Source organism: Actinomadura sp. 3N508 (genome assembly GCF_044326375.1).
In the GTDB taxonomy this organism is placed as follows: Bacteria; Actinomycetota; Actinomycetes; order Streptosporangiales; family Streptosporangiaceae; genus Spirillospora.
In genome coordinates this window covers 100,988-120,110 of record NZ_JBIRAX010000005.1, presented here as the reverse complement: position 1 = coordinate 120,110, position 19,123 = coordinate 100,988, and the positions used below count along the sequence as shown (strand labels likewise).

Genomic DNA, 19,123 nt, shown 5'->3' with positions numbered 1-19,123 from the left:
CCCTGCTCAGGCGGTGGCGCGCAAGTGCGGTGCCCTGCCGCGCCGGCGCAGTTCGGGCAGGACGCCCTCGCCGAACCAGTACGCCTCTTCGATGTGCGGGTAGCCGGAGAGGATGAACTCCTCGATGCCGAGAGCGGCGTACTCCTCGATCCGGTCGGCGACCTCGGTGTGGCTGCCGACCAGCGCGGTGCCGGCGCCGCCGCGGACCAGGCCGACACCGGCCCACAGGTTGGGGTGGATCTCCAGTTCGCGGGGGTCCGTGCCGCCATCGGCGCGGTACCGCTCGTGCAGGGAGCGCATCCGTTGCTGGCCCACGGAATCGCTGGCGGCCAGGGCCTGCTGCGCCTTGGCGACGGAGGCGGGGTCGACGCTGGCCAGCAGCCGTCCGGCCTCGCTCCATGCCTGCTCGGACGTGTCGCGGGTGACGATGTGCAGCCGGATGCCGAAGCGCACGGTGCGGCCCTGCTCGCGGGCCAGTTCACGGATGCGGCCGACCTTGGCGGCGACCTGGCCGGGCGGCTCCCCCCAGGTGAGGTAGACGTCGGTGTGGCGGGCCGCGACGGGTCCCGCGGCGGCCGACGAGCCGCCGAAGTAGATCTCCGGGGCGGGTTCGGGAGGCGTCCGGACGGTCGCGCCCTCCACCCGGTAGTGAGCGCCGGTGAAGTCGAACGGCTCGGCTCCCCAGGCGCCGCGCACGATGGAGAGGAACTCGCCGGTGCGCGCGTACCGCTCGTCGTGGTCGAGGTGGTCGCCGAAGCGGCGCTGCTCGGCGGCCTCGCCCCCGGTGACCACGTTGAGCGCGAGCCGCCCGCCGGAGATCCGCTGGTAGGTGGCGGCCATCTGGGCGGCGAGCGTGGGCGAGATCAGGCCGGGCCGGAAGGCGACCAGGAACTTCAGCCGGCGGGTCTCCCGGACGAGCGCCGCGGTCACCAGCCAGGCGTCCTCGCACCACGTTCCCGTGGGGGTGAGGACGGCCTCGAAGCCGAGGTGCTCGGCGGTCCGGGCGACCTGGGCGAGGTAGTCGATGTCCGGGTCGCGGAACCGGTCGGCCGATCCCGGCCGCCCGGCGGGCAGCCCGATGCCCTTGGGGACGCTGTGCCCTCCGCCGACCAGGGAGCGGCCGTCGCCGGTGGTGGGCAGGAACCAGTGGAATCGCAGGGTCATCGCATCACTTTCTCTGCTGTGCGACCGCGGCGAGGTCGTTGAACCGCCGGTCGAAGAAGTCGGCGATCGTGACCTTGCCGGGGATCAGCCCGACGCCGGAGAAGGCGTCGGCGATCTGCTGTTCGGAGGCGATCACGGAGTCGTCGATCGGGATGATGGCGGAGAGGCGGCGCTCGACGGCGCGTTCGGCGACCGGGCCGGGCAGCCGGGTCTGCTTCGCCCAGATGGCCGCCCATTGCGCGGAATGGGCGTTGGACCATTGCACCGCCCGCTGGTAGCGGGACAGGAAGTCCTTGAGCGCGGCGGTCCGGCGCTCGTCCTTGAGGGTCTCCTTGGAGGTGACCTGGAATCCGTAGCCGTTGGTGTAGCCGCGGCCGTCGGCCAGAATGCGGGCGCCGTTGTCCAGCTCCGCCTGGGCGGTGTACGGCTCCCAGGTCGCCCAGGCGTCCACGCGGCCGCCGGTGAGCGCGGTGAGGGCGTCGGCCGGCTGGAGGTACTGCGGCTCGATGTCGTCGAACGTCAGCCCGTTCCTGGTGAGCACCGACAGCAGGTGGTAGTGGGCCGAGCTGCCCTTGGCGACGGCGACCTTCCTGCCCTTCAGCTCGGCCGGGGTGCGCAGGGCGGAGCCCTTGGGCACCACGACCGCCTGCCCGGTCACCCGGGACTCGGTGGCGCCGACGATGACGATCCGGGCCTTGGACGCGGCCGCGAACACCGGTGGCGTGTTGCCGACCGAGCCGAAGTCGACCGATCCGGCGTTGACGGCTTCGAGGATCGGGGGCCCGGACGTGAACAGCGACCACTTGATCTTGTAGGTGAGGCCGTCCAGCTGCCCGGCCGCGGCCATCATCTGCTGGATGCTGGCGCCCTTCTGGTCTCCGACGCGCAGGGCGACCTCCCCGTCCTCGGACCCGCCGCCGCCGGACGAGCAGGCGGTCGCGAGCGTGAGGAGCGCGGTGAGCAGGAGCGCGGCGCCATGGCGTCTGGTCATGTCGTTCCTTCATGGGTCACGCCCAGGCGGGCGAGGAGGACGGAGCGGAGTTCGATGAGTTTCCGGTCCACACGGGCACGGGGCCGCGGCAGGTCGACCGTTGTCTGGTGCGCGATCCGGCCGCCGTCCAGGACCAGGACCCGGTCGGCGAGCAGCAGCGCCTCGTCCACGTCGTGCGTGACCAGCAGCACGCCGGGACGGTGCCGGGCCCACAGGTCGAGCACGAGCCGGTGCACGTTGATGCGGGTCAGCGCGTCGAGCGCGCTGAACGGCTCGTCGAGCAGCAGCAGGTCGGGGTTGCGCACCAGGGCGCGGGCGAGGGAGACGCGCTGGGCCTCCCCGCCGGAGAGGGTGAGCGGCCACACCTCGCTCCGCTCGGTCAGCTCGACCTCCGCCAGCGCCCGTTCGGCGGCGGCCACCGGGGAGGGGCCCCGCAGGCCGAGCGTGACGTTGTCCAGCACCCGTTTCCAGGGCAGCAGGCGCGGTTCCTGGAAGGCCACCGACACCGTGCCGTCGACGTGCAGGCCGCCGCCGCCGTCGCGGTCGAGCCCGGCGAGCAGGCGCAGCAGCGTGGACTTGCCCGAGCCGCTGCGGCCGAGCAGCGCGACGAACTCGCCGCGCCCGATGTCCAGGTCCACGCCGTCGAGGACGGTGCGGGGGCCGAACCGCTTGGTCAGGCCACGCGTCCGGGCGACCTGCGCGGTGCCCTCGGAACCGGTGGCCTGCCGGGTGGCGCCGGTCACGTCGCCACCAGCCCGCGCCGCCATGTCAGGGCCCTCCTTTCCAGCAGCCGCACCAGCGCGTCGGTGGCGAGCCCGAGAACCGCGTAGACGAGCAGCCCGAGCACGACGATGTCGATGCGCAGGAACTCGCGGGCGTCGTTGATCATGAAGCCGAGGCCCTTGCTCGCGTTGACCTGCTCGGCCACGATCAGCGCCAGCCAGGCGACGCCCAGGCTCTGCCGCAGCCCGACCAGCGTCTGCGGCAGGGCGCCGGGCAGCACGATGTGCCGGATCAGCGCGGCCCGGCCGAGCCGCAGGACCCGCCCGACCTCCGCCAGCCGGGCGTCCACCCCGCGGATGCCGGCGTAGGTGTTGAGGTAGATCGGGAAGAGCACGCCGAAGGCCACCAGGATGACCTTGGGGACCTCCCCGATCCCGAACCAGAGGATGAACAGCGGGATCAGCCCGAACAGCGGCAGCGCGCGCAGCATCTGCATGGGCGGGTCGACGAGGCCGTCCCCCACCCGGCTGAGGCCGGCGAGCAGCGCCAGCGCGAGCCCGGCGACGGCCCCGGCCAGGAAGCCGATCAGCGCCCGCTGCAGGGACACCGTGACGGCGTCGATGAGCGTTCCGTCGGCGGTCAGCGTCACCGCGGTGCCGGCGACCGTCGAGGGAGACGGCAGCAGCCGCTCGGGCAGGGCTCCCGCGAGACTCGTGATCTGCCACAGCGCCAGCAGCGCCGGCGGGCTGATCAAGCGCAGCCCGAGGCGCGGCCGCGGCAGCGCGGAGAGCCCGGGAAGTCCGGGGCGCGCCCGGGGCGCCGGGGGCGCGAGATCGATGGGCGATGCGGACATGGAACTGCGGGTCCCTTCGTAGGAAGCCGGTCACTGGAAGGCGACTGACTCAATAGGAATTGCATGAAATGGGGCGGCTCACGCCACGGCGGTCCGGCCGGCGAGCACCGGCACCACCTGTGGTGCGATCCGGTCGGCCCAGCCGTCCAGGATCTCGCCCGCCTGCCCGATCCGGTCCTCCAGCAGCACCGCCCCCGGCGTGGGGACGAACGCCCCCAGCTCCACCAGCACCGGACGCAGATGCACCTCCACGGCGAGCGCGTGCCGGGCGTCGCCCATCACCATCAGCGGCAGGGCCACGGCCGAGGCCAGTGCCGCGCCGGGGAGCCGGTCCAGGAAGACCTTCAGCAGGCCGGTGTAGGTGCCCTTGTAGGTCGGGGTCGCCACGACCAGCACATCGGCGCCGCGGACCGTCTCCACCGCCACCTCCACCACGGCGGAGGCGGACGGCGAGGCCAGCGCCGCGGCCAGCGCCGACAGGTCGAGGATTTCCTGGCCGGCGGCACCGACGCGCCCGCTGACGATCTCGGCCGCCTGGATCGCGACGGCGCGGGTGCGCGAGTCCGGCCGGGGATTGCCGACCAGCGTGACGATTCGCGTGGACATCGGGGCATTGCCTTTCGGTCGGGCGGAGTACGGCACTCGGGGTCGTGTGAGGTGTGACCGTCGCCTAGGCGCGGGTGACCAGGTCGGCCAGGTCCGGCAGGACGGCGTCGGCGACGGTGATCCGCCGGTCGAGCAGGCCGTTGGCGTGCAGCAGGTCGGCGGCCCGCTGCTGCTCTGCGACGAAGTCGTCGCCGACCGGGAGCAGCCCGAACGGGCGGCCGCGCAGCGCGTGCTCCCAGGCGTCGAGGTCGCCGCCGTCGTCTGCGGCGAACAGCGCGGCCGCCTCGCGGGGGTTGGCGCGGATCCAGGCGTCCGACTCCTGCAGCGCCCCGACGATGGCCGCCAGCTCGTCGCGGTGCCGGACGGCGAAGTCGCGCCGCGTGAACCACAGCGAGCGGTGGCTGAACAGCCCGTCCGTCTCGATCAGCGTCACCGGTTCCGTCTCGCTCTCCAGCGCGGCGAGCGCGGGATAGCTGCCCGTCCAGGCGTCGACCTTGCCGTCCAGAAGCAGCTGCGCGCCCTCGGCCCCGGCGTCGACCGGCTCGATGTCCCGCCAGGTCAGGCCGGCCTGGTCGAGCGCGAGCAGCAGGAGCGTGGTCTGCCAGGAGCCGTGGCCGAGCGCGACCCGCCTCCCGGCCAGGTCGGCCGGGGCGGCGATGCCGGAGCCGGGCAGGGCGACCAGCCGCCCGTTGTCGACCCGCGGCCCGGAGATCGCCACATAGACGATGTCGTGGCCGCGGGCCTGCGCGGTGACCGGCGGCGTGGAGCCGGTGCCGATGAAGTCGTAGCCGCCGTCGAACAGGTGGTCGCCGTGCGCGGACGGCAGGCCCTGCGTGGGCGTGGGACGGGCGCCCGCGGGAAGCGACCGCAGGTCCACCCATTCCACGTCCGGCAGCGACCGCTCCAGGATGCCCCGGTGACGCAGCACCCAGAGCGAGTTGTTGTGGGGGAAGAAGCCGACGCGGGTCATCGGGTGGTTCCTTTCGCTTCGAGAGCTTCGAGAGAGGGGATCGACGTGTCGGGCGCGGTGTCCGGCCAGCGGCCGCGCAGCAGTGGAAGGACGTTCTCGCCGACGCGGCGTGCCTCCTCCAGGTGCGGCACCCCGGCGAGGATGAACGCGTCCACGCCGAGCGCGATCAGCTCGTCGAGCCGGGCGGCGACCTGCGCGTAGCTGCCGACCAGCCCGAACGCGGGACCGCCGCGCAGCAGGTGGAACCCGCCCCACACGTTGGGGCTCGCCTCCAGCTCGCGGGGCGCGCGCACCGGCCAGTCGATGAACCGCGAGCTGCGCAGCCAGCCGACCGAGTCGCCGGTGGAGTCGGGGCCCCGCAGCCGCTCGGGGTCGACGTGCCGCCAGCCGCGGCGGATCTCCGCCCACGCCTCGTCCTCGGTCTCGCGGGCCAGCACGTCGATGCGGACCGCGAACCGGGGCGCGCGGCCGATGGCGGCGCTGTGCTCGCGGACCTGGTCGAACTTGGCGGCCAGCGCGGGGAACGGCTCCAGCCACGACAGGTAGTGGTCGGCGTGCCGCCCGGCGGCCTGGATCGCCGCCCGGGACGAGCCGGAGAAGTAGATCTCGGGGAAGGGCTGCCCGGCGAGGCGCTCGGGGAGCCCCGCGCCCTCGACCCGGTAGAAGCGGCCGTCGTGGTTGACCGGGCCCCCGTACCACACGGCCTTGAGCACGTCGAGGAACTCCGAGGTCCGGGCGTACCGGTCGTCGTGGCCGACCTTGTCGCCCCACCACAGCTGGGCGGGGCCGCCGCCACCGGAGATGATGTTGTAGACGACGCGTCCGCCGGTGGCGCGCTGCAGGCTCGCCGACATCCGCGCCGCCTGTACCGGGTGCAGGAAACCGGGCTGGAAGGCGATCATGAACCGGTAGCCGGTGGTCTCGCGCGCCAGGCTCGCGGCCGCCGCCCAGGGGTCGTCGGTGAAGGGGAACGAGGGCAGCAGCCCGCCGGCGAACCCCGACAGCTCGGTGGAGCGCGCGACGTCGGCCATGTGGTCCAGGTGGCTGTAGCCGTCCGGCCGCCCCTCGCGCAGCCCCGGGGTGATGCTGCCCGGCACGACCGGCGACCAGTCGCCGCGGGTCACCAGGCGGCGGCGCAGCGAGGATTGGTCGCCGTGCGTCCCGATGCGCCAGTAGATGTCAATCGACATGGGCGTGCTCCCGAACGAAGAGGGGCAGCAGCTGCTCCCCGAGCCGGTAGATCTCCTCGACGCGCGGCGCCGGCTCCAGCACGAACGTGCTCACGCCCCGGCCGGCATAGCCCCGCAGCTCCCCCGCGACCTGCTCGAACGATCCGGTGATGGCGTGTCCGGGGACGCCGCGGACGGCGTGCGCCTCGGCCTCGTCCTCGCGCGCCACCACGGTCAGGCGCAGGCCCGCGGCGACGCCGCGGCCGTGTCCGGCGGCGCGTTCGCCCAGGTCGGCGATGAGCGCGTCGAGGTCGTCGGACACGTCGAAGACGTGGACGTCGGCGTGCTTCGCGGACAGTTCCAGGGCGTCGGCCGAAGCGCCGGACAGATGGACGGCCGGGAAGGGCCGTCCGGCCAGCGGGCCTTGGAAGCCGCCGGCGAGGACCTGGAAGAACCTGCCCTCGTAGGTGTAGTCCTCGTGCTGCCACACGCCCTTGGCGACGGTGAGGAACTCGTCGGCGCGGGCGTACCGGTCCGGGCCGTCCAGGAAGTCGCCGTGCGCCCGCGCCGTCGCCGGGGGCGGATCGACGACCGGCCACCAGCCGAAGCGGTCTCCGCTGAACCGTTGCAGCGACGCCGACAGCTTGGCCGCGTACACCGGGGTGCCGAGGCCCGGATGGAGGCCCGCGACGCCGTGGATCCAGCGGCTGCCGCGCAGCAGCCCCGCGACCACCACCAGCGACTCCTCCGCGTCGGCCGCGAAGGGGGCGACGACCCCGTCGAATCCGGTGACCTCGGCGGCGCGCGCGGCCTCGGTGATCGTGTCGAAGGCCCCGTAGCGGCCCTGGCGGGTGTCGGTGACGAACTCGGGCAGCGGCGCCGGCGCCGTGTCCGGCCCGGTCGTCGGCAGCGTGAGCAGGAACCTGGGCGGCGGGGTCATGCCGCCGCCTTCGCGGTGACCTCGCGCAGCGGCTCGGGCGCCGCCCACGACACGACGTCCACGTCGGCGGCCAGGAAGCCGTGGAGCAGCAGGAAGTCCTTCTGCTTCACGAGCAGGTCGAGGCGTTCGGGTGAGAGGTCGGGGCGCAGCGTGCGGTGGAACCCGTCGCGGTAGGCGGTGCGCACGCCGGACGCGCCCGACCGGGTCTCCCCCGCGAGGATGCGCCGCACGCCGTCCAGGTCGGCGGCGGCCCAGTCGGCGGCGCGCAGCGTGGCGGCGAGGAACGCGGTCACCAGCTCGGGCCGCTCGTCCAGCAGCCGCTCGTGCACGGTGATCGGCCGCGGCGTGCCGTTGTTGACGCGGGTCGCCGGGTCGGGATGGGCGTCCAGGTCGACGCCGACGGCGAGGCCGAGGGCGGCGGCCTGCTCGGCGGCGCGGGCGCCCTTGGCGTACACGGCGTCCACCTGGCCCCGGACGAGCTCGTCCAGGCCGGGCCACGCGATGCGGCCGCCGCCCGCGTCCCGTCCCACCGACGGCGACAGGTCGGCGGCGACCTCGACGAACGTGACATCGTCCAGGCTGAGGCCGCCCTGGGTGAGCGCGCCCTTGATGCCGTGCAGCGCCATCGCGCGCGGGAAGCTCTGCGCCCTGGTCCGGGCCCAGCCGGGCAGCGCCACGCGGGCGCCGCGCAGGTCCTGCGGCCCTTCGATGCCCGAGCCCGGACGGACGAGGACCGACTGCCACTCCTCGATCCACGTCAGCCCGATCAGCCGGGTCGGCGCGCCCTCGCTGCGGGCGGCCAGCGCGGGGACGTTGCCGCCCTCGCGGAACAGCCCCGGCAGGTCGTGGTCGAAGTGGTGGCGGGCCAGCTCGGGGCCGGCGTCCTGGAGGACGCCCACCTCCAGCCCGTGCGGCGCGAACGCCTCGGCCAGCCCGCCGAGCCGGTGGGCGAGGCCGCTGGCGGTCGGCACCGGGCAGCGGGTGAACCAGATCTTGTCGACACCACGGTCATGCGGGCTGCTCATGCGTTCACTCCTCGGTCGGATGGCACGGTCGGTCGGTCGGTGGGCACGGAGACGCCCAGGCGGGTCAGCAGCTCGCGGCGGTGCTCCAGCACCGCCGGGCCGGACGCGGCCGGCGAGGCGCCGCGCGGGCGGGGCAGGTCGATGGCGCGGTCCAGCACGAAGGCGCCGCCGTCCAGCACGGCGACCCGGTCGGCCAGGCGGATCGCCTCGTCCACGTCGTGGGTGACGAGCACGACCGCGGGACGGTGCCGGGCGCACAGCTCGGCCACCAGCTCCTGGGCCTGCAGCCGGGTCAGGGCGTCGAGGGCGGCGAACGGCTCGTCCAGCAGCAGCACCTGCGGGTCGCGCACCAGCGCGCGGGCCAGCGCGACCCGCTGCGCCTCCCCGCCCGACAGGGTGGCGGGCCAGGCGCGCTCCCGTCCGCCGAGGCCGACCTCGGCGAGCGCGCGGCCGCCCTTGTCCCGCGTCGAACGCGGCAGCCCGAGCGTGACGTTGGCCAGCACGCGCCTGGCCACCACCAGCCGCGGCTCCTGGTAGACCGTGGTGACGCGCGGCGCGGTCAGCACCGTCCCCGCGTCGGGCCGCTCCAGCCCGGCCAGCAGGCGCAGCAGCGTGGTCTTGCCGGTGCCGCTCGGGCCGAGCAGCGCGAAGAACTCGCCGCGCCTGACCTCCAGGTCGATCCCGTCCAGGACGGTCTTGGCGCCGAACGCCTTGCGCAGCCCCCGCACCCGCACCGCCACCTCGTGCCCGTCGCGGGTCATCGGGCCGTCACCTGCCCGCGCCACGGCGTGGCGAGCCGTTCCAGACCCCTGATCGCCAGGTCGATGAGCAGCCCGAGCAGCGCGTAGATCAGGATGCACAGCACCATGTAGTCGTTGCGGTAGTACTGCTGCGCGAGCGTCACCAGGTAGCCGATGCCCTCGGTCGCGCCGAGCTGCTCGGCGGCGATCAGCCCGGTCAGCGACACCGACAGGCTGATCCGCAGGGCCATCAGCACGCTGGGCAGCGCGGACGGCAGCACCACCGACAGCGCCAGCCGGGGGCCGCGGAGCCCGAACCCGCGCGCGGCCTCCACCACCTTGCGGTCGACGCTGCGCACGCCCAGGTAGACGTAGGCGTACATGGGCGCGGACGCGGCGACCGCGATGAGCGCGACCTTGAACGTCTCGCCGACGCCGAACCAGGAGATGAACAGCGGCACCAGCGCCAGGAAGGGCACCGCCCGCTTCATCTGCAGGGTCAGGTCGATCAGTTCCTCACCGAGCGCGGACAGCCCGGCGGCCGCGCCGAGCACCAGCCCCGCACCGCAGCCGACCAGGACGCCGAGGCCCGCGCGGCGCGCCGAGGCGAGCACGTAGTCGGCGAGCTGCCCGGTGGAGGCCAGCTCCCCCAGCGCGGACAGCACCGCGCCCGGCCCGGTCAGGACGTCCGGCGGGATTCGGCCGCTGCCCGTCCCCCACCACCAGGCGGCCAGCAGCGCCAGCGGCACCGACAGCCGCAGGGCCAGCGAGATCGCCGGACGACGACGCCGCTGCCCCAGCCACGGCGGCGGGCGCAACTCGCCGGCTGCTTCCGCCGCGGGACGCCGGCCGGCGACCCCGGCATCGGCCGCGATCCCGGCGGTCATCGGGCGGCCCCCAGCTTGAACAGGACGTCCTCGGGCCGGATCGCGTTCGGCAGCACGCCCTGCTCCTGGAACAGGCCGGCGACCGCGATGACGTGAGCGCCATCGGCGTCGGTGACCGGACGCGGCACGTTCTGGTAGCGGGCCTTGGCGAGCGCGTCGTCCAGCCGTGCGCCGGACAGCGCGGTCGGGCCCTTGTCGAGGAACACGTTCTGGAACTTGCGCGGGTCGCGCTTCTCCTGCTCGGTCAGCTCACGGACCACGTCCAGGAAAGCTTGGACGGCGCGCGGGTTGGCCTGGAGCACCTCAGTGCGCGCGGCGAAGATGGTGAGGTCCCGGTCGGGGAGGTCGCGGCCGTGCAGCAGGACCCGCGCCCCCTTGGCGACGACCTCGGGGTAGGCGTCGACGATCGCCCACCAGGCGTCCACCTTGCCGGTCGCGAACGCCGACGCGCCCTGCGCGGGGTTCAGGTGGACGCGCTGGACCTGAGAGGCCGGGATCCCGGCCTGCTTGAGCGCGAGCAGCAGCAGGTACTCGCCGCGTCCGGCCTTGTTGACGGCGACGCGCTTGCCGACCAGGTCGCGCACCGTCCTGACCGGGCTGTCCGCCTTGACGACCAGGCCGTCCTCGTAGGGCGCGGCCTTGTCGGTGACGCGGTCGGCGGTGGCGAAGATGCGCAGGTCGCGGCCGTTGGCCAGGTAGCCCACGGCCGGTGAGATCGCACCCTCCAGCACGTTCACCGACCTGGACCGCACCGCGTCGATCGTCGCCGTGAACGAGGCGTACGAGCCGCCCCACTCCACCCGGGCTCCGACGGCCTCGAGCCGCTTCTCCAGGATCTTCTCGCGCTTGGCGTAGGCGAGCACACCGGCGTTGCCCGGGTCGCTCAGTTTGATCACCGTGCCGGGCCCGGAGCCGCCGCCCCCGGCCGTGGCCGCCCCGCCGCAGGCGGCGGTCAGGCTCAGCAGCAGGGCGAGGACGGCGCAGACCAACGGCGGCTGACGGCGTGCGGCTTTCGCCCGGAATGCGGGCAGGACGGAACTCGGCATGGCTGATTTGGCCCTTCACGAACGAGCGAGAAAGACCCGCGCGGTGTCCGGGCAGAACATGGCGGCGGGTTCTCGCTGGAGGAGAACTCGAGGGGAGGAGGGAAGAGGGCAGATCCGGATCAGCGACAGAGAGTGCTGTCCAGCCGCATGTGGTCCACCACACGCCGGACTGTGAGTGCGGGCGCCATATTCCTATAATTATGGTAGGAAAAGTCTGATGTCAAGCCCATTGTGCAGGTCAGACCGGCCACCGCCCGGCACATCGGCACCCGGCCCGCGCCTGCGCCGCTACTCCGGGTCAGCGGGCGGGCTCTGCGCCAGCCGCGACAGGAGCCGCATGAGCCTGTGGCGGACGTGGTCGATGTCCGTCACCTCATAGGTCACGCTCTGCGCAGCCCAGGCCTTCCGTCGCCGCAGCGGCAACCGCGCGACGGTCCAGGGCCGGTCGTCGTCGTGCAAGGCCATCAGCGCGTCACATCTCTGCCGCGCTTTCTTTTAAAAGATAGTATATTTAGAACGTTCGTCGGGGCCCGGGATCGTCAAGGTCGACCACACGCCACCCATGGAGGTCGAAGGTGCAGCTCCACCAGCCGCGGCTTGCGGAGATGGTCGCCTCCCTCCTGCGTGACCGCATCCTGCGGGGCGAGCTCAAGGACGGCGACGCGCTGCCCGCCCAGGACGAACTGCTCCAGGAGTTCAAGGTCAGCAAGCCCTCGCTGCGGGAGGCGCTGGGCATCCTGGAGGCCGAGGGCCTGATCACCGTGCAGCGGGGCAACCGGGGCGGCGCCGTCGTGCACGTCCCCGACGCCGCCGGCGCCGCGTACATGATCGGCCTGGTCATGCAGTTCCGGGGCGTCCCGTACAGCGATCTGAGCGACGCCCTCAAGCAGCTTGAGCCGGTGTGCGCCGCGCTCTGCGCCGCTCGCGAGGACCGCGCGACCGAGGTGCTGCCGCAGCTCAAGCTGATCCATGAGCAGACCCTCGCCGCGGTTGACGACGAGGTGGAGTTCACCCTGGTCACGCGGAGGTTCCACGAGGCGCTGGTCCGGCTGTGCGGCAACCAGACGCTCATCCTGATCGCCGGGGCGCTGGAGTCGCTCTGGTCGTCGCAGGAGCAGGAGTGGGCCGCCGAGGCCCTGGCGGCGGGCGACTTCCCCGACGTGGCCCGGCGCGAGACCGGCATCCGGGCGCACGAGCGGATCATGCAGCTGATCGAGCGGGGCGACACCGAACGGCTCGAGGCGTTCGCGCGCGTGCATCTCGACAACACCCTGCGGTACGCCTCGTCCCCCGGCCCGGTCGCCATGGTCTCCTCCAGGCGGCTCAAGGGCCACGCGACCTGAGCCCCGTGTCTTGAGTTCCCCACCTATAGACCGACAGGTCCACGGAAACCAGAACGCCGTTCCATGGGCCTTTGCAAGTTAGCAATCTTGTAGAAGATTCTCGTGTTAATGCCGATGACCGGCACCCTAGAGAGAGGTCACCCCATGGCTGAGGAGACGGTCCGGTACGAGCGGCGCGGGCCGGTCGCGGTGGTGACGATGGACCGGCCGGACTATCGCAACGCGCAGAACTCGGCGATGACGTACGCGCTGGACGCGGCGTTCTACCGGGCGGCGGACGACGACGAGGTGAAGGTGGTCGTCCTGGCGGGTGCGGGCCCGCACTTCTCGGCCGGTCACGACATCGGCACGCCGGGCCGCGACGCGGACCAGAGCTTCGACCGGCGGGCGTCGCTGTGGTGGGACCACGTGGGCAAGTCCGGCGGCGAGAGCCGGTACGCGCGCGAGTCCGAGGTGTACCTGGGGATGTGCCGGCGCTGGCGCGAACTACCCAAGCCGATGATCGCGATGGTGCAGGGGGCGTGCGTCGCGGGCGGCCTGATGCTCGCGTGGTGCTGCGACCTGATCGTGGCCTCGGAGGACGCGTTCTTCGCCGATCCGGTGGTGCGGATGGGCATCCCCGGCGTGGAGTACTTCGCGCACCCGTGGGTGATGCCGCCGCGGGTGGCGCGGGAGTTCCTGTACACCGGCGACCGGATGCCCGCGGCACGCGCCCGCGAACTGGGCTGGGTGAACCGGGTGGTACCGCGCGACGACCTGGAGGCCGAGACCCTCGGGCTGGCCGAGCGGATCGCGGCGATGCCGAGGTTCGGGCTCGCGCTGACGAAGAAGGCGATCAACCAGGCCGAGGACCTGATGGGCATGCGGGCCGGCATGGACTCGGCGTTCGGGCTGCACCATCTCGCGCACGCGCACAACGCGGAGGTCGGCGGCGACTCGCTGGGCGGCCAGACCGCGAAGAGCATGGCGGAAGGCGGCAAGTGAACGACCGCGAGCAGCTCACCGCGAAGCGGGCTGCCGGACCGCCGTCTGGGCCGCGTAGACGATGACGTTGTCGCGGTAGCTGCGCTCGCCCTCGTCGAACGAGCCGCCGCAGGTGACCAGCCGGAGCCCGGGGTGGTCGAGCGGGCCGTAGACGCGGCCGGTGGGGAACCGGTCCTTGGCGACGCGCTCCACGGACTCGACGGTGAAGACGGCGGTCCTGCCGTCCTGGCGGGTCACCTCGATGCGGTGGCCGGGGCGCAGCCGTCCCAGCTCGTAGAAGACGGCGGCGCCCTTCGCCGAGTCGACGTGGCCGAGGATGACGGCCGCGCCGCGCTCTCCCGGGGCGGGGCCGCGGTCGTACCAGCCTGCCAGGTTCAGCCGGTCGGCCGGCGGTACCTGGACGGAGCCGTCACCCGCCAGCCCCAGCCGGGACAGCGGGGCCCGGACCCCGATCGAGGGGACGGCCACCTGGACGGGCGCCGAGCGATCGAGCACCGGCCCGCGGTGCTCGACGGCCCGGGGCACCGCCGCCCACGCGGGCGGCTGCGGCGGCCCGCCCGCACCGCGCAGCCCCAGCCCGACCACGACGAGCCCGGCGGCCACCAGAACGGCCGCCAGCGTCAGCAACCCGCGCATTTCCCTGCACCCGCTCGCTGTCATTAATCCCCGAGAATGGCTCCGGTGGCGGCCACCGAAAGGGGCCGCCACCGGAATTCCGTCATTACGCGGCGAGGTCACCGCGCCGGCGGACCGCCATTGCGCCGATGCCGATCCCACCCAGCAGCAGAACGCCGCCACCGGCGAGCAGCGCGGTGTCGGCACCGCCCGCGCCGCCCCCGATCCCGGTCCCGGCGCCGCCGGCCGGGGTGGGCGTCGACTTCGGCCGCGCCTTGCCGTCCACGACCACGATCTCGCCGACCGACTTGTGGCCGCCGCACCTGACCAGGATGGTGTAGGTGCCCGGGAAGGTGTCGTTCTTGATGGACGCCAGGCCGGCCCGCCCGTCGACCTCCTCGGCGCCGTTCAGCACGACGGCCCCGCCCACGAAGGCCAGCGAGCCGGCCGTCCCGTCGGTGGTGCACTTCTTCCCGACGACGGTGATCTGGTCGCCGGGGCGGGCCTGCTTCGGCTGCACGACCACGTCGCCGGGGTCGGCCATCGCGGGCGCGGCGAGCCCCACCGTCATGGCGCCGACGACGAGACCGAAGACAGTGGCTTTTCCGAGTCGCATTTCTTCTCCATTACGACACGGTGGCTTACTCGACCTTCAGCTCGTGAACCCGTGCCCCCATACGCCTTCATACGATGAGGGCACCACACGTTTGGTTCGGGCTTTCCGGGAGCAGTTCCGGACACGCAAGATCAGAATTCCATCCGAAAAGGTTGTCGTGATAGCCGTCACACTCCCGATCGGTCCGGGTCAGGTCGTCGGCGGTGAGGCCGGCCTCCTCGACGTACCGGACGGCGCGGAAGCAGGGGTGGTCGCTGCCGAACAGGATGCGGTCGATGCCGAAGTCTCGATGGCGCACCGCTGGGACGGGGCGTGGAAGTGCGGCGGTACTCGCCGTCGGAGCCGCGAAACTGCGGCCCGTCGTCCGCGATGGCGAACCGGCGGTCGGGACCGTGCTGCACGTGACCCTTTCGGTCGGTCACCGGCCCATCGACGGGACGGTCGCCGCGGAGTGGCTGAGCACCTTCATTTCCCTGATGAGAATCCGCTCCAGATCCTGGTCTGAGTTTTCGGCTCCTCCGGAACAGCCGGTTGAGGCCCCGAATAGGCGTCCTTGAAATTCCCGCGTGGGAGAGTAAGGGGCGACCGAAATGGAGCTGGCTGTAATCTCCGGGTCGGGAAGGGCTGCACTTCAGTCAACGCGGAGGGGCCATGGCGGATTTCGAAGAGCTGGTCGAGGTGCTGCCTGCGGGGCGGGTGGTCGTCGATCCCGACGTGGTGGCGTCGTATGCCCGGGACCGGACGTTTCTGGCGCCGGGCGTCGCGGGTGCCGTCGTCCGCGCGCGGGAGGTGGGGGACGTGGTCGCCGCTCTCCGGTGGGCGAACCGGCATCGGGTTCCGGTCGTGCCGCGCGGCGCGGGCACCGGGCTGGCCGGTGGGGCCCTCGCGGTGGACGGGTGCGTGGTGCTCTCGCTCCGCGGGATGGACGCCGTCCGGGAGGTCGATCCGGCGAACGCGCTCGCCGTCGCCGAGCCGGGGGTGATCACGGCCGATCTCGACCGGGCGGCGCGCGCCCACGGCCTGATGTACGCGCCCGACCCGTCCAGCCACGAGATCTCCACGATCGGCGGGAACCTCGCGACCAACGCGGGCGGGCTGCGCTGCGTGAAGTACGGGGTGACGCGCGACTCGGTGCTCGGGCTGGAGGCCGTGCTCGCCGACGGCCGGGTGGTCCGCACCGGCGGGCGCACCGTGAAGGGCGTCACCGGGTACGACCTGACCGGCCTGCTCGTCGGTTCCGAGGGGACGCTGGGGGTCATCACGGCCGCGACCCTGCGGCTGCGTCCGGTGCCGCCCGACCCGGCGACGGTCCTGGCGCTGTTCGACTCCACGCGCAGGGCGGCCGGCGCGGTCGCCGGCATCGTCGCGGCGGGGGTGCGGCCGAGCCTGCTGGAGCTGATCGACCGGGCGACGCTGCGCGCGATCGACGCGTGGAAGCGCATCGACCTCGACCCGGACACCGGCGCGGTGCTGATCGCGCAGTCCGATGCCGCCGATCCGCGGGGTCCGGCCGCCGAGATGGCCCGGTGCTGCGAGCGGGCCGGGGCGGCCCACACCGATGTGTCGCGCGACCCGCAGGAGGCGGTCGCGCTGCTGGAACTGCGGCGCCTCGCCTACCCGGCGGCGGAGCGGCTGGGGGCGTGCCTCGTCGAGGACGTGTGCGTCCCGCCCTCCAGGCTGGCCGAGATGTTCGAGGCGATCGAGGCGGCGGCGGACCGGCACGGGGTCACCATCCTGACCGTGGCGCATGCGGGCGACGGCAACCTGCACCCGGTCTTCGTGTTCGACCGCGGCGGGTCCGGAGCCCCTGAGGTGCCGGAGGCGGTGTGGACGGCGGCCGACGAGGTCTTCACCACCGCGCTCGAACTCGGCGGCACGCTGACCGGGGAGCACGGCGTGGGCGCGCTCAAGCGGCGGTGGATCGGACGCGAGCTCGGCCCCGACGCTCTCGCGCTGCACCGGGCGATCAAGCACGCCTTCGATCCCGCGGGGATCCTCAACCCGGGAAAGGCATTCTGACCACCCGAAATACCCAAGATCATTCTTGACCTATTTTCGGCGGCCTCTTACTCAAGCCTCTGACCAGTGGAACATTTATCGGTCGCCCCATATTCAAGCTCCGGTCGGGCCGCTCCCCCATCGAACGAGTACCTTGACACGTCAAACGGCCCGGACAAGACTCTCTCGTGCCTTGCAAAAGGCGACTGGTCGCTCGGGGGAGTCTTTTCGTCACGCTACGGAGGCTGAATGACTGGCGCTATCGTCACCACCCTGAACGATGGCAATTCCGGATTAGAAGCGTATGTAATCGTCGACACGCTGGTCGCGGGAAAGGCGATGGGCGGGGTGCGGATGACCCCCGACGTCACCCCCGCCCAACTGGCCGGGCTCGCCCGCCAGATGACACGGAAGCTGGCGCTCGCCGACCTGCCGATCGGCGGCGCCAAAGGCGGCATCGTGAGCGATCTGCCGCCCGGCGCGGAACGGGACGGGCGGCTCCGCGCCTTCGGCACCCGCATGGCACCGCTGCTCAAGGGCGGCATCTACGTCGGCAGCGACCAGGGCATCTGCTACCGGGACCGGGGGCTCATCTTCGAGGCCGCCGGGTACGAGGTCGCCAAGTCCGGCGACACCGCGCTGCTGCCCTGCTCGTGGGCGGAGTTATGGGAGCGGTGCTCCCAGATCACCGGGTTCGGGATCGCCGAGGCGATCACGGCTGCCCTGCCGCCTGACGCCCCGGCGTCGACCGTCGCGGTCCAGGGCTTCGGGACGGTCGGCCGCGCGGCGGCGGTCCACCTGCACGCCCGCGGGCATCGCGTCGTCGCGGTGTCCGACCGGCTCGGCGTGATCTGCCATCCGGCCGGGCTGCCCATGCCCGACCTGGTGGCGGCGACCGACCCCACCGGCCTCGTCGACCGGGGCGCGCTGCCGGCCGGCCTCACCACCGGCGCGGATCCGGACCGGCTGCTCGACGTGCCCGCCGACATCCTGGTGCTCGCCGCCTGCTCCCACACCGTGGAAGAGAGCGACGTGCCGCGCATCTCCGCGGGGCTGATCGCCGAGGGCGCCAACGATCCCAGCACCCCCGCGGCGCTGGCCGCGTTCGAGGCGCGGGGAACCACGGTCCTGCCGGGGATCGTCGCCAACGCGGGCGGCGCGATCGCCACCGGGGCCGTCCTCACCGGTACCGCCCAGGACGCCAAGGACGCCGACGCCCTGGCCGACGCGCTCCACCAGGAGGTCCGCGATCGCATCCGGTCGGCCTACGCGGCGGTCAGCGAGCGGGCCGCCGCCGACGGGCTGTCCCTCCCGCGGGCGGCCGCGCGGGTAAGCGCCGAACGGGTCGCCGCACGCCAGGGGGCCGCCGCCGTCCCATCGCTCTAGCCAGCACGAAGGGCCCGATCACCCCCGCCGGCACCCGCCGGCTCAACGGCCCACGACAGATCGCAGGCAGGCACCAGACAGGTAAGTGACCGCGCAAGAGCTAGGGAGCACATCCATGACGCTGGACGCTCATCAGGAGCGCGAGACCGTCCGCCAGGTTCGCGACCGTCACGAGGGCGAGCTGCATCACGAGCTCGACCACGCCCCCATCGGCACGCCGACGACCCGGCTCACCGACCCGGTGCCGGCCGTGCTGCCGCCCGAGCAGTTCGTCAAGGAGCTGACCGACGAGGTGATGAACTCGGCGGCGGCCAACATCGGGCCGTTCTACGAGCGCCTCATCGCCCAGCAGATCCCGCTCGAGGGCGTCCGCGAGTGGGTCAAGCAGTGGTACATCGACGCCCGGATCTTCCCCTCCGTGATCGCGCAGATCTGTGCCAACGCGACCTACTTCTACGACGCCCGGCAGTTCATGGGCGCCAACCTCGCCGAGGAGCTCGGCGAGTTCAACCCGGCCCGCGAGCATCCCGTCACCGTCCGCAAGCTCGGCAACGCGCTGGGCGTCAGCGACGAGGAGATGGAGTTCACCGAGCCCTACCCCGAGACGCTGGTGTACGTCGAGTACCGCCAGCACCTGGTGCGCGACTACCACTGGCTCGAAGGGCTGGCGGCCGGCAGCTTCGCCATCGAGCTGACCATTCCCAACCGGTTCCGGCAGATCGCGCGTGCGCTCAGCGCCCAGTTCGACCTCGACGACGAGGCGCTGGAGGTCTTCCGCATCCACGCCGGCGACGAGCGGCTCGAGCACGACTACGGCGGCGACGACCAGCACGCCGAGGAGGCCGCGAACCTGCTGCGCAAGTACGCGGTCACCGGCGACCTGCAGCACCGGGTGCGGCTCGCGGTGTGGCGTTCCATCCAGGCGCGCCGCATGTACCAGTGGGGCCTCTACCGGGAGATCGTCCTCAAGCGGCACCCCGCCTGGGAGACGCTCAACTCCGGATCCGCGGGCAGCTGACCGTGCCCGCCGGAACCTGACCCTCCCCTTCTCCCGAGATCCCCGCCGG

Annotated in this window: 21 protein-coding genes; 6 read left to right on the top strand and 15 right to left on the bottom strand. The window is 72.8% G+C overall.

Features of this window, described 5'->3' with window-relative positions; genetic code table 11:
* Positions 1 to 6: 6 nt before the first annotated feature.
* The 13 genes from ACH34S_RS19460 to ACH34S_RS19400 all read right to left on the bottom strand — a co-directional run bounded on the left by ACH34S_RS19460 (position 7) and on the right by ACH34S_RS19400 (position 11,579).
* Positions 7 to 1,164 (bottom strand): LLM class flavin-dependent oxidoreductase, encoded by a 1,158-nt coding sequence (locus tag ACH34S_RS19460; RefSeq protein ID WP_395954097.1) that lies wholly within the window; start codon positions 1,162 to 1,164, stop codon positions 7 to 9.
* A gap of 4 nt (positions 1,165 to 1,168) precedes the next feature.
* Positions 1,169 to 2,155, bottom strand: a complete 987-nt coding sequence (locus ACH34S_RS19455) for an ABC transporter substrate-binding protein (protein ID WP_395954096.1) — start codon at positions 2,153 to 2,155, stop codon at positions 1,169 to 1,171.
* Entirely contained in the window at positions 2,152 to 2,922 is a 771-nt protein-coding gene (locus ACH34S_RS19450; RefSeq protein ID WP_395954095.1) for an ABC transporter ATP-binding protein, read from the bottom strand. Before ACH34S_RS19450 ends, ACH34S_RS19455 begins: the two co-directional genes overlap by 4 nt.
* Complete coding sequence (locus ACH34S_RS19445) at positions 2,895 to 3,731, bottom strand: ABC transporter permease (protein ID WP_395954094.1); 837 nt, start codon at positions 3,729 to 3,731, stop codon at positions 2,895 to 2,897. The genes ACH34S_RS19450 and ACH34S_RS19445 overlap by 28 nt, the downstream gene beginning before the upstream one ends.
* 78 nt (positions 3,732 to 3,809) lie before the next feature.
* Positions 3,810 to 4,337 carry an NADPH-dependent FMN reductase gene (locus tag ACH34S_RS19440; RefSeq protein WP_395954093.1) on the bottom strand — a complete coding sequence of 176 codons (528 nt, stop codon included), beginning with the start codon at positions 4,335 to 4,337 and terminating at the stop codon, positions 3,810 to 3,812.
* Between the two features lie 64 nt (positions 4,338 to 4,401).
* Complete coding sequence (locus ACH34S_RS19435; RefSeq protein WP_395954092.1) at positions 4,402 to 5,307, bottom strand: ABC transporter substrate-binding protein; 906 nt, start codon at positions 5,305 to 5,307, stop codon at positions 4,402 to 4,404.
* Positions 5,304 to 6,497 carry an LLM class flavin-dependent oxidoreductase gene (locus ACH34S_RS19430; RefSeq protein WP_395954091.1) on the bottom strand — a complete coding sequence of 398 codons (1,194 nt, stop codon included), beginning with the start codon at positions 6,495 to 6,497 and terminating at the stop codon, positions 5,304 to 5,306. Before ACH34S_RS19430 ends, ACH34S_RS19435 begins: the two co-directional genes overlap by 4 nt.
* Entirely contained in the window at positions 6,487 to 7,416 is a 930-nt protein-coding gene (locus tag ACH34S_RS19425) for an LLM class flavin-dependent oxidoreductase (protein WP_395954090.1), read from the bottom strand. The genes ACH34S_RS19430 and ACH34S_RS19425 overlap by 11 nt, the downstream gene beginning before the upstream one ends.
* Positions 7,413 to 8,441, bottom strand: coding sequence for an ABC transporter substrate-binding protein (locus ACH34S_RS19420; RefSeq protein ID WP_395954089.1), 1,029 nt, complete (start codon positions 8,439 to 8,441; stop codon positions 7,413 to 7,415). Before ACH34S_RS19420 ends, ACH34S_RS19425 begins: the two co-directional genes overlap by 4 nt.
* On the bottom strand, positions 8,438 to 9,202 hold the full coding sequence (locus tag ACH34S_RS19415; protein ID WP_395954088.1) for an ABC transporter ATP-binding protein: 765 nt from the start codon (positions 9,200 to 9,202) through the stop codon (positions 8,438 to 8,440). The genes ACH34S_RS19420 and ACH34S_RS19415 overlap by 4 nt, the downstream gene beginning before the upstream one ends.
* Entirely contained in the window at positions 9,199 to 10,068 is an 870-nt protein-coding gene (locus ACH34S_RS19410) for an ABC transporter permease (RefSeq protein WP_395954087.1), read from the bottom strand. The genes ACH34S_RS19415 and ACH34S_RS19410 overlap by 4 nt, the downstream gene beginning before the upstream one ends.
* Positions 10,065 to 11,114 carry an ABC transporter substrate-binding protein gene (locus tag ACH34S_RS19405; RefSeq protein WP_395954086.1) on the bottom strand — a complete coding sequence of 350 codons (1,050 nt, stop codon included), beginning with the start codon at positions 11,112 to 11,114 and terminating at the stop codon, positions 10,065 to 10,067. The genes ACH34S_RS19410 and ACH34S_RS19405 overlap by 4 nt, the downstream gene beginning before the upstream one ends.
* 288 nt (positions 11,115 to 11,402) lie before the next feature.
* Complete coding sequence (locus ACH34S_RS19400; protein ID WP_395954085.1) at positions 11,403 to 11,579, bottom strand: hypothetical protein; 177 nt, start codon at positions 11,577 to 11,579, stop codon at positions 11,403 to 11,405.
* A gap of 110 nt (positions 11,580 to 11,689) precedes the next feature.
* Here ACH34S_RS19400 and ACH34S_RS19395 point away from each other — a divergent pair, with 110 nt between their 5' ends.
* Together ACH34S_RS19395 and ACH34S_RS19390 are read left to right on the top strand one after the other, a co-directional pair.
* On the top strand, positions 11,690 to 12,457 hold the full coding sequence (locus ACH34S_RS19395) for a FadR/GntR family transcriptional regulator (RefSeq protein WP_395954084.1): 768 nt from the start codon (positions 11,690 to 11,692) through the stop codon (positions 12,455 to 12,457).
* A gap of 144 nt (positions 12,458 to 12,601) precedes the next feature.
* Positions 12,602 to 13,441 (top strand): enoyl-CoA hydratase, encoded by an 840-nt coding sequence (locus ACH34S_RS19390; protein WP_395954083.1) that lies wholly within the window; start codon positions 12,602 to 12,604, stop codon positions 13,439 to 13,441.
* Positions 13,442 to 13,456: 15 nt separating this feature from the next.
* On the opposite strand, the gene ACH34S_RS19385 is transcribed toward ACH34S_RS19390, so the two are convergent.
* Both ACH34S_RS19385 and ACH34S_RS19380 read right to left on the bottom strand, forming a co-directional pair.
* Positions 13,457 to 14,077, bottom strand: a complete 621-nt coding sequence (locus ACH34S_RS19385) for a class F sortase (protein WP_395954082.1) — start codon at positions 14,075 to 14,077, stop codon at positions 13,457 to 13,459.
* Positions 14,078 to 14,162: 85 nt separating this feature from the next.
* Entirely contained in the window at positions 14,163 to 14,672 is a 510-nt protein-coding gene (locus ACH34S_RS19380) for a hypothetical protein (protein WP_395954081.1), read from the bottom strand.
* A gap of 266 nt (positions 14,673 to 14,938) precedes the next feature.
* Here ACH34S_RS19380 and ACH34S_RS19375 point away from each other — a divergent pair, with 266 nt between their 5' ends.
* From ACH34S_RS19375 to ACH34S_RS19360, 4 genes are all read left to right on the top strand, one after another.
* The gene (locus ACH34S_RS19375) at positions 14,939 to 15,229 is read left to right on the top strand and encodes a 2-oxo acid dehydrogenase subunit E2 (RefSeq protein ID WP_395954541.1); all 291 of its coding nucleotides are present in this window, start codon (positions 14,939 to 14,941) and stop codon (positions 15,227 to 15,229) included.
* Between the two features lie 94 nt (positions 15,230 to 15,323).
* Positions 15,324 to 16,691: an FAD-binding oxidoreductase gene (locus tag ACH34S_RS19370; protein ID WP_395954080.1), complete on the top strand. Its 1,368-nt coding sequence runs from the start codon at positions 15,324 to 15,326 to the stop codon at positions 16,689 to 16,691.
* A 228-nt stretch (positions 16,692 to 16,919) separates the two neighbouring features.
* Complete coding sequence (locus ACH34S_RS19365) at positions 16,920 to 18,056, top strand: Glu/Leu/Phe/Val dehydrogenase dimerization domain-containing protein (protein ID WP_395954079.1); 1,137 nt, start codon at positions 16,920 to 16,922, stop codon at positions 18,054 to 18,056.
* Between the two features lie 115 nt (positions 18,057 to 18,171).
* Positions 18,172 to 19,074, top strand: coding sequence for a TenA family transcriptional regulator (locus tag ACH34S_RS19360; protein WP_395954078.1), 903 nt, complete (start codon positions 18,172 to 18,174; stop codon positions 19,072 to 19,074).
* Positions 19,075 to 19,123: the final 49 nt, after the last annotated feature.

Coding starts and splice junctions, on each gene's coding strand:
- ACH34S_RS19460 (WP_395954097.1), bottom strand. CDS start 1,164: ATGACCCTGCGATTCCACTGGTTCCTGCCCACCACCGGCGACGGCCGC.
- ACH34S_RS19455 (WP_395954096.1), bottom strand. CDS start 2,155: ATGACCAGACGCCATGGCGCCGCGCTCCTGCTCACCGCGCTCCTCACG.
- ACH34S_RS19450 (WP_395954095.1), bottom strand. CDS start 2,922: ATGGCGGCGCGGGCTGGTGGCGACGTGACCGGCGCCACCCGGCAGGCC.
- ACH34S_RS19445 (WP_395954094.1), bottom strand. CDS start 3,731: ATGTCCGCATCGCCCATCGATCTCGCGCCCCCGGCGCCCCGGGCGCGC.
- ACH34S_RS19440 (WP_395954093.1), bottom strand. CDS start 4,337: ATGTCCACGCGAATCGTCACGCTGGTCGGCAATCCCCGGCCGGACTCG.
- ACH34S_RS19435 (WP_395954092.1), bottom strand. CDS start 5,307: ATGACCCGCGTCGGCTTCTTCCCCCACAACAACTCGCTCTGGGTGCTG.
- ACH34S_RS19430 (WP_395954091.1), bottom strand. CDS start 6,497: ATGTCGATTGACATCTACTGGCGCATCGGGACGCACGGCGACCAATCC.
- ACH34S_RS19425 (WP_395954090.1), bottom strand. CDS start 7,416: ATGACCCCGCCGCCCAGGTTCCTGCTCACGCTGCCGACGACCGGGCCG.
- ACH34S_RS19420 (WP_395954089.1), bottom strand. CDS start 8,441: ATGAGCAGCCCGCATGACCGTGGTGTCGACAAGATCTGGTTCACCCGC.
- ACH34S_RS19415 (WP_395954088.1), bottom strand. CDS start 9,202: ATGACCCGCGACGGGCACGAGGTGGCGGTGCGGGTGCGGGGGCTGCGC.
- ACH34S_RS19410 (WP_395954087.1), bottom strand. CDS start 10,068: ATGACCGCCGGGATCGCGGCCGATGCCGGGGTCGCCGGCCGGCGTCCC.
- ACH34S_RS19405 (WP_395954086.1), bottom strand. CDS start 11,114: ATGCCGAGTTCCGTCCTGCCCGCATTCCGGGCGAAAGCCGCACGCCGT.
- ACH34S_RS19400 (WP_395954085.1), bottom strand. CDS start 11,579: ATGGCCTTGCACGACGACGACCGGCCCTGGACCGTCGCGCGGTTGCCG.
- ACH34S_RS19390 (WP_395954083.1), top strand. CDS start 12,602: ATGGCTGAGGAGACGGTCCGGTACGAGCGGCGCGGGCCGGTCGCGGTG.
- ACH34S_RS19385 (WP_395954082.1), bottom strand. CDS start 14,077: ATGCGCGGGTTGCTGACGCTGGCGGCCGTTCTGGTGGCCGCCGGGCTC.
- ACH34S_RS19380 (WP_395954081.1), bottom strand. CDS start 14,672: ATGCGACTCGGAAAAGCCACTGTCTTCGGTCTCGTCGTCGGCGCCATG.
- ACH34S_RS19375 (WP_395954541.1), top strand. CDS start 14,939: ATGCGGTCGATGCCGAAGTCTCGATGGCGCACCGCTGGGACGGGGCGT.
- ACH34S_RS19370 (WP_395954080.1), top strand. CDS start 15,324: ATGGCGGATTTCGAAGAGCTGGTCGAGGTGCTGCCTGCGGGGCGGGTG.
- ACH34S_RS19365 (WP_395954079.1), top strand. CDS start 16,920: ATGACTGGCGCTATCGTCACCACCCTGAACGATGGCAATTCCGGATTA.
- ACH34S_RS19360 (WP_395954078.1), top strand. CDS start 18,172: ATGACGCTGGACGCTCATCAGGAGCGCGAGACCGTCCGCCAGGTTCGC.